Genomic DNA, 12,951 nt, shown 5'->3' on the forward strand with positions numbered 1-12,951 from the left:
ATAAACAGCTTCAGTCTCAGCTTTCAGTGTGAACTGAATACTGAGACTGTAACTGAAAACTTTATTTATTCTTCTAAACGAATGTCAAGTCCAAGACCTTTTAATTCATGCATTAATACATTGAATGATTCCGGTAATCCTGGTTCTGGCATAGACTCACCCTTAACGATAGCTTCGTAAGTTTTAGCTCTACCAATAACGTCATCCGACTTAACTGTTAAGATTTCACGTAGCGTACTTGATGCTCCATAAGCCTCAAGTGCCCAAACCTCCATCTCTCCAAAACGCTGACCTCCAAATTGAGCTTTACCTCCAAGTGGTTGTTGTGTAATCAACGAGTATGGACCGATAGAACGTGCGTGCATCTTATCATCAACCATGTGTCCTAATTTAAGCATGTAAATTACTCCCACAGTTGCAGCTTGATGGAAACGCTCTCCAGTACCACCATCATAAAGGTGTGTATGTCCAAAACGTGGAACTCCAGCTTCATCAGTTAATTCATTGATTTGATCTAAAGAAGCACCATCAAAAATTGGAGTAGCAAATTTTCTACCTAAATTTTGACCAGCCCATCCAAGAACAGTCTCATAAATCTGACCAATGTTCATACGTGAAGGTACCCCAAGTGGGTTCAATACGATATCAACCGGTGTTCCGTCTTCAAGGAAAGGCATATCTTCATGACGAACGATTCTTGCAACAATACCTTTGTTACCGTGACGTCCTGCCATTTTATCCCCTACTTTCAGTTTACGTTTTTTAGCGATATAAATTTTCGCTAATTTCAAGATTCCAGATGGTAATTCATCCCCAACTGTAATAGTGAATTTTTCTCTTCTTAAAGATCCTTGTAAGTCGTTCAGCTTAATTTTATAGTTATGAATTAAATCATTCACCATTTTATTTGTAGCATCATCAGCAACCCATTGACCTTTGCTTAAGTGAGCAAAATCTTCTACTGCATAAAGCATTTTTTGAGTATATTTTTTACCTTTTGGTAAAACTTCTTCACCCAAATCATTCATTACACCCTGAGATGTTTTTCCGTTAACGATCAGGAATAATTTCTCAACCAATCTGTCTTTTAGTTCAACAAATTTAGTTTCGAATTCCATTTCTAAAGCGCCTAAAGCATCTTTATCCTGAGTACGTTTGCGTTTATCTTTTACGGCTCTTGCAAATAATTTTTTGTCAAGAACTACACCATGTAAAGATGGAGAAGCTTTTAATGAAGCATCTTTTACATCTCCTGCTTTATCCCCGAAGATTGCACGAAGCAATTTCTCTTCCGGAGTAGGATCTGATTCTCCTTTTGGTGTAATTTTTCCGATCAAAATGTCGCCAGGTTTAACCTCTGCTCCAATTCTAATCATACCGTTTTCATCTAAATCTTTAGTAGCTTCTTCAGAAACGTTAGGAATATCGTTTGTTAACTCTTCATTTCCTAACTTAGTATCTCTAACCTCTAATGAATAATCATCAACGTGGATAGAAGTAAAAATATCATCACGAACTACTTTTTCAGAAATTACAATCGCATCCTCAAAGTTATACCCTTTCCATGGCATGAACGCAACTTTTAAGTTTCTACCTAAAGCTAATTCACCATTTTGAGTCGCATATCCTTCTGATAATACCTGTCCAAGAATAACTCTGTCCCCTTTTCTTACGATTGGTTTCAGGTTGATACTTGTTCCTTGATTGGTTTTTCTAAATTTAATTAAGTTGTATGTTTTTTCATCAGCATCAAAACTTACCATTCTTTCTTCTTCAGTACGGTCGTATTTGATAGTAATGATGTTAGCATCAACATATTCTACAGTTCCATCTCCTTCAGCATTAATCAATACTCTAGAATCTGAAGCTACCTGACGCTCTAAACCTGTACCAACAATTGGTGCTTCCGGACGGATCAAAGGAACCGCCTGACGCATCATGTTAGATCCCATCAAGGCTCTATTCGCATCATCATGTTCCAAGAAAGGAATCAATGAAGCCGAAATCGAAGCAATCTGGTTAGGAGCAACGTCTGTATAATGTACTGCAGAAGGTTCAACAACCGGGAAGTCACCTTCCTCACGGGCAATAACATTACTTGCCGTGATTTTACCTGTTGCATCCATTTCAATGTTTGCCTGAGCAATCATTTTTCCTTCTTCTTCTTCAGCACTTAAATAGATAGGTGTACTAACTAAATCAACAACACCATCTGTAACTTTACGGTAAGGAGTTTCGATGAAACCCATTCCGTTAACTTTGGCATAAACACCAAGAGATGAAATCAAACCAATGTTTGGTCCCTCTGGAGTTTCAATCGGACATAAACGACCATAGTGTGTATAGTGAACGTCACGAACCTCAAAACCAGCTCTTTCTCTCGAAAGTCCACCAGGTCCAAGTGCAGATAATCTTCTCTTGTGCGTAATCTCAGCTAATGGATTCGTTTGATCCATAAATTGAGATAACTGGTTCGTACCAAAGAAAGAGTTAATAACCGATGATAATGTTTTAGCATTAATCAAATCGATTGGTGTAAACACCTCGTTATCTCTAACGTTCATTCTCTCACGAATAGTTCTGGCCATACGCGCTAAACCAACACCAAATTGTTGAGACAATTGTTCACCAACTGTTCTAACACGACGGTTTGATAAGTGATCAATATCATCAATCTCTGCTTTAGAGTTGATCAATTCGATCAAATATTTTACAATGGTAATGATATCTTCTTTGGTAAGCACTTGCTTTTCCATTGGGATATCTAAACCAAGTTTTTTGTTCATTCTATAACGACCAACTTCACCTAAGTTATAACGTTGATCAGAGAAGAACAATTTATCTATAATACCACGAGCAGTTTCTTCATCAGGCGGTTCTGCATTACGCAATTGTCTGTAGATATGCTCAACAGCTTCTTTTTCAGAGTTTGTTGGATCTTTTTGTAATGTATTGTGGATAATAGCATAATCTGCTTGGTTATTATCCTCTTTATGTAACAAAATAGATTTAACGTTAGAATCGATGATTTCTTCAACATTATCTTTGTCGATAATAGTATCTCTATCAAGGATAATTTCGTTACGTTCGATAGAAACTACTTCACCAGTATCTTCATCAACGAAATCCTCGTGCCAAGTGTTCAATACACGTGCAGCAAGTCTTCTTCCAATATATTTTTTAATACCTGTTTTAGAAACTTTAATTTCTTCAGCAAGGTCGAAAATTTCAAGGATATCCTTATCTCTTTCGAATCCAATTGCACGGAATAAAGTTGTAACCGGTAATTTTTTCTTTCTGTCGATATAAGCATACATTACGCTGTTGATATCTGTAGAAAATTCTATCCAGGATCCTTTAAAAGGAATTACTCTGGCAGAATAAAGTTTTGTTCCATTTGCGTGGAATGATTGACCAAAGAAAACCCCTGGAGAACGGTGTAGTTGAGATACTACTACACGCTCAGCACCATTGATAACAAAAGTACCGCTTGGAGTCATATAAGGTATTGTTCCAAGATAAACATCCTGTACAATAGTTTCAAAATCTTCGTGTTCTGGATCTGTACAGTATAGTTTTAGCCTGGCTTTTAAAGGCACACTATAAGTAAGACCTCTCTCTATACATTCTTGAATTGTATAACGTGGCGGATCAACAAAATAATCTAGGAACTCCAATACAAAGTTGTTTCTTGTATCTGTAATTGGAAAGTTTTCCATGAAGGTATTGTACAATCCTTCGTTGCCTCTTTCGTCTGATTTAGTTTCTAATTGAAAAAAATCTTTAAAAGATTTAACCTGAACATCCAGGAAATCCGGATAGTCAGGAATATTTTTTGTAGAGGCAAAATTCAATCTTTCAGTCTGATTTGTTATCATCAATGGACAAAATTTTGATTAAAAAAAAGTAGTTTTTTGTGTAAACACACACTGTTTAATCTATACTTTCTTATTATAATCAATACATCTTTAAAAATAACCCGATAAATTTGGCTTAATTTTTTTTCTTCGTATTGATCAAAAACTTTTTCGTATTTTAAACTATTTGATAATAAAACTTGATATATTTTATTATACGAAAAATGGTTTAGGCCATTGAGTGTTAACTCAAGACCTAAACCTAGTTCTTAAAACCGAGTAAACTTATTTAAGTTCAACTACAGCTCCAGCTTCTTCTAATGATTTTTTAAGACCTTCAGCCTCTTCTTTAGAAACACCTTCTTTAACGTTACTTGGAGCACCGTCAACTACATCTTTAGCTTCTTTAAGTCCTAAACCTGTAAGTTCTTTTACTAATTTTACAACTGCTAATTTAGAAGCACCAGCTTCTTTTAATACAACTGTAAATTCAGTTTGTGCTTCTTCAGCAGCACCTTCTCCACCACCAGCAGCAACTACAACAGCTGCAGCAGCAGGCTCGATACCATACTCGTCTTTTAATATTGTTGCTAATTCGTTAACTTCTTTAACTGTTAAGTTAACTAATTGTTCTGCGAATTGTTTCAAATCTGCCATTTTTTCTATCGTTTAAAATGATTTGTAAAATATAATTTATTTATTGTGCGCTATTTAAGCAGCAAGGAAATTTAATTCCCTGCAATTGTTATTATGCTTCAGCCTCTTCTTCGCTATTAGCGAATTGGTTTTGTAAAGCAGAGATAACTCTTTGTGCTGGTGATTGCAATAATCCAATAAGTTCTCCAAGAAGTTCTTCTTTAGATTTAATAGTTGCTAATGCATCTAATTGATCATCTCCAATATAAATTTCAGAGTTAATATAAGCTCCTTTTAATAAAGGTTTAGCTGATTTTTTTCTGAAATCTTTAATTATTTTTCCAGGTGCATTTGCAACATCTGAAATAAATATAGCACTATTACCAGTCAATACTGAAGGTAAATCACCATAGTCATTAGCAGAAGCTTCCATTGCTTTTGCAAGCAAAGTATTTTTTACAACCTCTAATTTAATACCTGCTTTATAACAAGCTCTTCTCAAGTTTGAAGTCGTTTCTGCGTTTAATCCAGAAATATCAGATACATAAATAATATTTGTACCAGCTAACTGTGCAGTTAAATCTTCAATCGCGATTGATTTTTCTTCTCTAGTCATACTAAAAATTATTAACTACCAATTATACTGCTTTAGGGTCCAATGCAATTGCAGGACTCATAGTGCTTGTAAGGTGAATACCTTTAATATAGGTACCTTTAGCAGCAGTTGGTTTAAGTTTGATTAATGTTTGAATAATTTCGTGTGCATTGTCATAAATTTGCTCAGCTCCAAAAGAAACTTTACCAATTCCTGCATGTACGATACCAGTTTTATCAACTTTAAAGTCAATTTTACCAGCTTTAACCTCCGCAACAGCTTTTGCAACATCCATAGTTACAGTACCTGTTTTAGGGTTTGGCATTAAACCTCTAGGTCCTAAAATACGACCTAATGGACCTAATTTACCCATAACAGCTGGCATCGTGATGATAACATCAACATCTGTCCAACCATCTTTAATTTTTTGTAAATAATCGTCAAGACCTACATAATCAGCTCCAGCTTCTTTAGCCTCAGCTTCTTTATCCGGAGTAACCAATGCTAATACTTTAACGTCTTTACCTGTTCCGTGAGGTAATGTAACTACACCTCTAACCATTTGATTCGCTTTTCTTGGATCTACACCCAAACGAACTGCGATATCAACAGACTCATCAAATTTTGCAGAAGCTATAACTTTAATTAATGCAGCTGCATCTTTTAAAGAGTATAGTTTGTTCTTTTCAATTTTTGAAGCAGCCTCTTTTTGCTTTTTTGTTAATTTTGCCATTTCTTTCTCTTAATTAAAAAGGAGCATCTCCTGATACAGTTATACCCATAGATCTAGCAGTTCCAGCGATCATGCTCATTGCAGATTCGATTGTGAATGCATTTAAATCTACCATTTTATCTTCAGCGATTGCTTTGATAACGTCCCAAGTAACGCTAGCTACTTTTTTACGATTTGGTTCACCTGATCCAGACTTTAGCTTTGCAGCTTCCAATAATTGGACAGCAGCTGGAGGAGTTTTTACAACAAAATCAAATGATTTGTCTTTATACACAGTAATTTGTACTGGGCATATTTTGCCAGGTTTATCTTGTGTTCTAGCATTGAACTGCTTACAGAACTCCATGATATTAACCCCAGCAGCTCCTAAAGCAGGTCCAACCGGTGGCGACGGATTCGCAGCACCTCCCTTAACTTGTAGTTTAACTACCTTACTAATTTCTTTAGCCATTTTTTAAAAAATTTAACACCCTAATCATTGGAAGCGATTACGGTGGTTATTATAGATGTAACAAAAATTATACTTTTTCAACTTGCATAAAGCTTAATTCTAATGGAGTTTTTCTTCCGAAAATTTTCACCATTACCTCAAGTTTACGCTTTTCTTCATTGATTTTTTCAACCGTACCGTTAAACCCATTAAAAGGACCATCGATCACTTTAACAGTTTCACCTAAGTTGAAAGGAATAGCACGAGTATCTGTATTTACAGCCAACTCATCTACTTTACCTAACATTCTATTTACTTCAGAAAGCCTTAAAGGAACAGGTTCTCCACCTTTGATTTCCCCTAAAAATCCAATTACACTAGTAATAGACTTAATAATATGAGGTATCTCACCAACCAAGTTAGCTTCGATCATAACATATCCAGGGAAATAAACTTTATCCTTAGACATTTTCTTTCCTTCTTTTACAGTAACTACTTTTTCTGTAGGCACTAAAACTTGGGAAACATAATCACCCATACCTAGTCTGGCAATTTCAGTTTCGATATAAGCTTTGACTTTATTTTCTTGTCCGCTTACAGCTCTAACTACATACCATTTTTTCACATTATTATCTGCCATCACAAAAAAATTATCCTTTTAACCAGTTAAAAAATCCAGCCAAAGCTTTTGCAAAAAATTCGTCTACTCCCCATGTTGCCAAGGCGAATAAAACCGAAAATACAGCCACAACAATTGTCAATTTTTGAACCTCAGCCCAAGCAGGCCAAGTAACATTTGACTTTAACTCTTCGAAAGCCTCTGATAAATAATTAGTAACTTTTGTCATTTGATATATTTTTTTATTGCACGGGCGGAGGGATTCGAACCCCCATCAACGGTTTTGGAGACCGCTATTCTACCCTTGAACTACGCCCGTAATTAAAAGCCAGTGATCTCAGTTAAGGAGACCAACTGGCTTTTTATAATATTTATAGGATTATCCTACGATTTCAGTCACCTGACCTGCACCTACAGTTCTACCACCTTCACGGATAGCAAAACGTAAACCTACGCTCATTGCGATTGGGCTTAACAAAGCAACATTAATAGTCAAGTTATCTCCTGGCATTACCATCTCTACTCCTTCTGGTAAAGTAATAACTCCTGTTACGTCAGTTGTACGTACGTAAAACTGTGGACGGTAGTTATTATGGAATGGAGTATGACGTCCACCTTCTTCTTTTTTCAAGATATAAACCTCAGCTTTGAAAGTAGCGTGTGGTTTTACTGATCCTGGCTTAATGATAACCATTCCTCTTTTGATAGATTCTTTATCAACACCTCTTAACAATAAACCTACGTTATCTCCAGCTTCACCTCTATCAAGGATTTTACGGAACATCTCAACTCCTGTAATAGTAGAAGTTAATTTATCAGCTCCCATACCAATGATTTCAACAGCATCACCTGTATTAGCAATACCAGTTTCGATACGACCTGTAGCAACAGTTCCACGACCAGTAATTGTAAATACATCCTCAACTGGCATCAAGAATGGTTTTGCAGTATCACGAACTGGCTCTTCGATCCAAGAATCTACAGCTTCCATTAATTCAATAATTTTAGGAACCCAAGCAGGATCATTATTCAATCCTCCTAAAGCAGAACCTTGAACAACAGGACCATTATCTCCATCATATTCGTAGAAAGATAATAAATCTCTAATTTCCATTTCAACAAGCTCTAATAACTCAGCGTCATCAACCATGTCTACTTTGTTCATGAAAACTACCATTCTAGGAATACCAACCTGGCGACCTAAAAGGATATGCTCACGAGTTTGTGGCATTGGACCATCTGTAGCAGCAACTACTAAGATAGCTCCGTCCATTTGAGCAGCACCAGTAACCATGTTCTTTACGTAATCCGCGTGACCTGGACAGTCAACGTGAGCGTAGTGACGATTAGCTGTTTCATACTCTACGTGTGATGTATTAATAGTAATACCTCTTTCTTTCTCCTCTGGAGCGTTATCGATTTGATCAAACGATTTTGCTTGACAGTAACCAGCATCAGACAATACTTTTGTAATTGCTGCAGTTAATGTAGTTTTTCCGTGATCCACGTGTCCAATTGTACCTATGTTTAAGTGCGGTTTGGAACGATTAAAATTCTCCTTTGCCATTTTACTTAATTTTTAATCTTAGTTATATATTAATTTCAATTTCCTACTTACTTGAGCCAACTACGGGAATTGAACCCGTGACCTCTTCCTTACCAAGGAAGCACTCTACCTCTGAGCTAAGTCGGCAGAGAGTTCTGATTTAGATTGTAATCTATAGATCTTGGATTTAAAATCTGAAATCTACGCTCTAAAATCTTAACTTCTTTTTTGTGGGGAGAGCAGGATTCGAACCTGCGAAGTTCACACAGCAGATTTACAGTCTGCCCTCGTTGGCCGCTTGAGTATCTCCCCTTTTTTTATCAATAATTGCATGAACAATTTCAAATCGCATTTGAAACATTTTGAGCCGGCGGAGGGACTCGAACCCACGACCTGCTGATTACAAATCAGCTGCTCTAGCCAACTGAGCTACGCTGGCAATATCAATAAAAAAGTCCGCTATTTCTAACGGACTGCAAATGTAGCTATTTTATCTTTGAATCAAAACATTTTTTAAAAAAAATTTTCAATTATATGTGTGCTCTTGTTTTTTCTTTCCTTTTTACCAATACACGTTCTAAAGATTCTGCCGAAAGCTCGACAGCCTCTTCAAATGTCTTACACTGTTTTTTTACCAAAAAATCATCTCCAGGAACGTTAATCTTAATCTCTACTGCCTTATTTTCCTTATCACTTGTTCTTTCGACTTTTAAAAAAATGTCAGCCGAAACAACCCGATCGTAATATTTTTCTAATTTATCCATTCTTTCCTGAATAAAATCTACCAATTTTCTGTCAACAGTAAAGTTAACTGCATGAACATCTACCTTCATAATACAAATTTTAGGGTTAATAAACATTGAGAATTATTATTTATTTCTTGGATGCGCATCCCCGTATACTTTTTTAAGCTCTGCCAAACTATTATGAGTATAAACCTGGGTCGATGCCAAACTTGAATGTCCTAATAATTCTTTAACTGAATTTAAATCTGCTCCGTTATTTAGCAAGTGAGTCGCAAAAGTATGCCGAAGCACATGCGGACTTTTTTTTACCTTTTCAGAGACTTTACTAAAGTAAGAATTTATTAATCGATACACAAAAGATTCACTCAATTTTAACCCTTTCTTCGAAATAAAAAAATAATCATCATCGACTATATTTTCCACTAAAGCCCTTTCCTGAAGATACAAATTAAACTGCGCAATAACAATTGGCAAAACCGGAATAATACGTTCTTTATTTCGTTTCCCTAAAACTTTAACTACATTAGACGATAAATCAACATTATACTTCATTAAATGTATCAACTCCGCCCTCCTCATTCCTGTCGTGTAAAAAAGATCCACAATAAGTTTGTCACGCACTTCTTCAAAACCAGTAGAATTAGCAACTTCCCGCATTAGATCAGTCAACTCTTTTTCAGAAAATGGAATTTGCACAATTTTAGGAGTTTTCAACGCTTTATGTTTCAACATCGGACTTACCTCTATTTGCTTTGTTTTCAAAAGAAACTTATAAAAAGCTTTTAACGAAGACATTTTACGATTTACTGATACATTCGAAACACCCTCATCAACAAGTGAAACAATCCAACTACGAACCTGACTATAATTTGCCTGATCAACATTTTCTTGCTCAAAATGAGTTTTATTGAACATCTCAAAAAACAAAACATCATTTAAATAAGCATTAACAGTATGTGCAGAATATTTTTTCTCCAACTCAAGATAATCACGGAACGCCTCTTTATTTGATTTCATAAGACTCTACTCTTTTTCATTTACACAAACATATATCCTTAACTTATAAAAATATTACTTATCTCAAAATTAAGCATAAAAAAACCGTTAGTATCAAATTATGATAACTAACGGTAATTATTTTTGAAAAGCTAATACTAACTCTCTAAACCATCTCTCATGTTTTGGATGTAAGCAGCTTTTTGAATCTGTGCTCTTTTGATAACAGAAGGCTTAATAAAAGCAGTACGTGCTCTTAGTTGACGAACAGTTCCTGTTTTATCAAATTTTCTTTTATAGCGCTTTAATGCTCTATCGATATTTTCTCCGTCTTTAATTGGTATAATTAACATAATATTGACACCTCCTCTCGTTAAGGCTGCAAAAGTATATATTAATTATGAATTAAGAGTTATGAATTACGAATTATTTTTTAGGAAAGAGAAAAGAACATAGAATAAAGAGAATAGACTTAAAAAGCACGTCATGATTATAAGGCAGTTAGAATATTCTTTACTCTGTTATCTTTATTCTTTACTCTGTTATCTTTATTCTTTACTCTTTATTCTCTATTCTTTATTCTTTATTCTTTATTCTTTATTCTTTATTCTTTATTCTTTACTCTCTTAGCAAATTCCTTGAAATAACTACTTTCTGAATTTCGGTAGTTCCTTCGCCTATAGTACATAATTTAGAGTCTCTATAGAATTTCTCTACCGGATAGTCTTTTGTATACCCATAACCACCATGAATTTGAACGGCTTCGTTGGCAATTCTTACGCAAGCTTCTGAAGCGTACATTTTTGCCATTGCGCCAAGTGTTGTAACAGGTTTGTGTTGTTGTTTTAAGAATGCAGCTTTGTGTAACAACAATTCCGAAGCTTCGATTTCTGTTGCCATATCTGCCAATTTGAATGAAATTCCCTGAAAACTGCTAATAGGCTGCCCAAATTGATGTCTTTCTTTAGAATATTTAAGTGCTGCTTCATAAGCTCCTTTTGCAATACCCAATGATAGGGCTCCGATAGAAATACGACCTCCATCTAATATTTTCATAGCCTGAACAAAACCTTGCCCTACTTCTCCTAATCTATTTGCATCCGGAACGCGACAACCGTCAAAAACAAGTTCTGCAGTTTCACTGGCACGCATTCCTAGCTTATTTTCTTTTTTTCCTGAAGTAAATCCTTTCATTCCTTTTTCGAAAACAAAAGCCGTCATTCCTTTAGAATCTCCTTTTTCTCCGGTACGTACAATTACAACTGCAATATCTCCGGAGATCGCATGTGTAATAAAGTTTTTAGCTCCGTTTACAACCCACTCATCACCATCTTTAACTGCTGTTGTATTCATTCCTCCAGCATCAGAACCTGTATTATGCTCTGTTAATCCCCAAGCCCCTATAAATTCTGCAGTAGCTAATTTTGGTAACCATTTTTTCTTTTGTTCTTCATTTCCAAAAGTCAAAATATGATTGGTACATAATGAATTGTGCGCTGCAACCGAAAGACCAATTGAAGGATCTACTTTCGAAATTTCTTCGACAACGGTAATATATTCATGATAACCTAATCCTGATCCTCCATATTCTTCAGGAACTAAAACTCCCATAAATCCCATTTCTCCTAATTTTTTGAATAAAGGAACTGGAAAAATTTGAGCCTCATCCCATTCCATAATATTGGGTCTGATATTTTTCTCGGCAAAATCTTTTATAGATTGAGCAATCATTGACTGCGTTTCGTTATAATCAAAATTCATTGTACACTACTTTTATTTTAGAACTCCAAATATAAACTAATTATTTTTGCTTTATCAACAGGAAAACCTTTAATTTTTGACAAATCCTCAATATTCTTAATATTTCCATTCATACTTCTATAGGTTATTATTTGTTTTGCCAAGGTATACCTGAAATAGGAGAACTGAGATAATTCTTTTAAAGACGCTTCGTTTATCGCTATTTTTTTAAAGTCTGAAGGGATTTCAGCCTTAAAATGGGTATTTAATTCATTGATGACTTCCGGCGAAAGTCCCCAAATATCTTTCATTTGTTCCATCGAAACAAAGCAACCCAAAATTTCTTTCTGTTTCAATATTCGTGACGACAAGGCTTCTCCAATTCCATAGATTTTTATTAAATCCTCTTGTGTTGCCTGATTAATATCTAAAGCTACTATTTTTTCTTTTTTAGCAAATTCTTTCTTTACAAATTCTTTTCTTTCAGTTTTGAAAGCTGGTTTATTCTGAATCCAATCCGGAAATTTAAAGAATGGAGATATTACCCCTAATAGCGAATCTGATATTTTTGTCACTTCCTGAAATTCTTTGGCAGAACCCACATACTTATTTTCTTTGCGAAAAGCCAGCAAACGATCAATCTCCTGTACAGACATTCCTAATTTATATCCTTTATAGTCTGTAATAAAATTGGGATTAAAAGAATATACTTTCGGTTTTTCATTCGCCTTTGAGAGTTTGACAGAATCAATTTCTACTTGTAAAGACAGCCATTGCTCTTTTTGCGGGAATTTTTCCTGAGGTAAAGTAAAATCGACAAAAAAATAAATTGCTTGTAATATCATTATGATTACAAAAAGTAAAAAAATCCCTGTACGTTGCTGATTTGTAAACTTAAAATATATTGCAAATGCTTTAAAATTCATTATTTTAAAATTTTTCTATTTCTAATTGAAATATGATTTGTGCGAAAATAAATCATTTTATTAAGAAAAATATTAAAAAATTGAGTAATTTGCGAATTGATTAATCTGTTGTAAAACACTAATAATT

General features: G+C 34.9%; 13 protein-coding genes and 4 tRNA genes. All 17 read right to left on the reverse strand.

Going from position 1 to position 12,951, the window contains the following annotated elements:
* Positions 1 to 65: 65 nt before the first annotated feature.
* The 17 genes from rpoB to B0A64_RS21515 all read right to left on the reverse strand — a co-directional run bounded on the left by rpoB (position 66) and on the right by B0A64_RS21515 (position 12,824).
* Entirely contained in the window at positions 66 to 3,878 is a 3,813-nt protein-coding gene (gene rpoB / locus B0A64_RS21435) for a DNA-directed RNA polymerase subunit beta (RefSeq protein ID WP_089481522.1), read from the reverse strand.
* 264 nt (positions 3,879 to 4,142) lie between these two features.
* Positions 4,143 to 4,514: a 50S ribosomal protein L7/L12 gene (rplL, locus tag B0A64_RS21440; protein WP_007807437.1), complete on the reverse strand. Its 372-nt coding sequence runs from the start codon at positions 4,512 to 4,514 to the stop codon at positions 4,143 to 4,145.
* 91 nt (positions 4,515 to 4,605) lie between these two features.
* Complete coding sequence (gene rplJ / locus B0A64_RS21445) at positions 4,606 to 5,109, reverse strand: 50S ribosomal protein L10 (RefSeq protein ID WP_089481523.1); 504 nt, start codon at positions 5,107 to 5,109, stop codon at positions 4,606 to 4,608.
* A 22-nt stretch (positions 5,110 to 5,131) separates the two neighbouring features.
* Complete coding sequence (gene rplA, locus B0A64_RS21450) at positions 5,132 to 5,821, reverse strand: 50S ribosomal protein L1 (protein WP_007807440.1); 690 nt, start codon at positions 5,819 to 5,821, stop codon at positions 5,132 to 5,134.
* A 13-nt stretch (positions 5,822 to 5,834) separates the two neighbouring features.
* Positions 5,835 to 6,272 carry a 50S ribosomal protein L11 gene (gene rplK / locus B0A64_RS21455; RefSeq protein WP_007807442.1) on the reverse strand — a complete coding sequence of 146 codons (438 nt, stop codon included), beginning with the start codon at positions 6,270 to 6,272 and terminating at the stop codon, positions 5,835 to 5,837.
* A 67-nt stretch (positions 6,273 to 6,339) separates the two neighbouring features.
* Positions 6,340 to 6,891: a transcription termination/antitermination protein NusG gene (gene nusG, locus B0A64_RS21460; RefSeq protein ID WP_029273444.1), complete on the reverse strand. Its 552-nt coding sequence runs from the start codon at positions 6,889 to 6,891 to the stop codon at positions 6,340 to 6,342.
* Positions 6,892 to 6,901: 10 nt separating this feature from the next.
* Positions 6,902 to 7,099, reverse strand: coding sequence for a preprotein translocase subunit SecE (gene secE / locus B0A64_RS21465; RefSeq protein ID WP_041517377.1), 198 nt, complete (start codon positions 7,097 to 7,099; stop codon positions 6,902 to 6,904).
* 19 nt (positions 7,100 to 7,118) lie between these two features.
* Positions 7,119 to 7,189, reverse strand: a tRNA-Trp gene (locus tag B0A64_RS21470).
* Between the two features lie 60 nt (positions 7,190 to 7,249).
* Entirely contained in the window at positions 7,250 to 8,437 is a 1,188-nt protein-coding gene (tuf, locus tag B0A64_RS21475; protein WP_089481524.1) for an elongation factor Tu, read from the reverse strand.
* A gap of 54 nt (positions 8,438 to 8,491) precedes the next feature.
* A tRNA-Thr gene (locus B0A64_RS21480) sits at positions 8,492 to 8,563 on the reverse strand.
* An 84-nt stretch (positions 8,564 to 8,647) separates the two neighbouring features.
* Positions 8,648 to 8,728, reverse strand: a tRNA-Tyr gene (locus tag B0A64_RS21485).
* 53 nt (positions 8,729 to 8,781) lie between these two features.
* Positions 8,782 to 8,855: transfer RNA gene (locus B0A64_RS21490), tRNA-Thr, on the reverse strand.
* A gap of 91 nt (positions 8,856 to 8,946) precedes the next feature.
* Positions 8,947 to 9,249 carry a ribosome hibernation-promoting factor, HPF/YfiA family gene (gene hpf / locus B0A64_RS21495; RefSeq protein WP_089481525.1) on the reverse strand — a complete coding sequence of 101 codons (303 nt, stop codon included), beginning with the start codon at positions 9,247 to 9,249 and terminating at the stop codon, positions 8,947 to 8,949.
* 36 nt (positions 9,250 to 9,285) lie between these two features.
* On the reverse strand, positions 9,286 to 10,179 hold the full coding sequence (locus tag B0A64_RS21500; protein WP_089481526.1) for a tyrosine-type recombinase/integrase: 894 nt from the start codon (positions 10,177 to 10,179) through the stop codon (positions 9,286 to 9,288).
* Positions 10,180 to 10,316: 137 nt separating this feature from the next.
* Positions 10,317 to 10,511, reverse strand: coding sequence for a 30S ribosomal protein S21 (gene rpsU / locus B0A64_RS21505; protein WP_026985791.1), 195 nt, complete (start codon positions 10,509 to 10,511; stop codon positions 10,317 to 10,319).
* 265 nt (positions 10,512 to 10,776) lie between these two features.
* A complete protein-coding gene (locus tag B0A64_RS21510; RefSeq protein ID WP_089481527.1) occupies positions 10,777 to 11,919 on the reverse strand; it encodes an acyl-CoA dehydrogenase family protein in 1,143 nt (380 codons plus the stop codon).
* Between the two features lie 17 nt (positions 11,920 to 11,936).
* Positions 11,937 to 12,824 carry a ComEA family DNA-binding protein gene (locus tag B0A64_RS21515; RefSeq protein WP_089481528.1) on the reverse strand — a complete coding sequence of 296 codons (888 nt, stop codon included), beginning with the start codon at positions 12,822 to 12,824 and terminating at the stop codon, positions 11,937 to 11,939.
* Positions 12,825 to 12,951: the final 127 nt, after the last annotated feature.

This window comes from Flavobacterium araucananum, from assembly GCF_002222055.1.
Lineage (GTDB): Bacteria > Bacteroidota > Bacteroidia > Flavobacteriales > Flavobacteriaceae > Flavobacterium > Flavobacterium araucananum.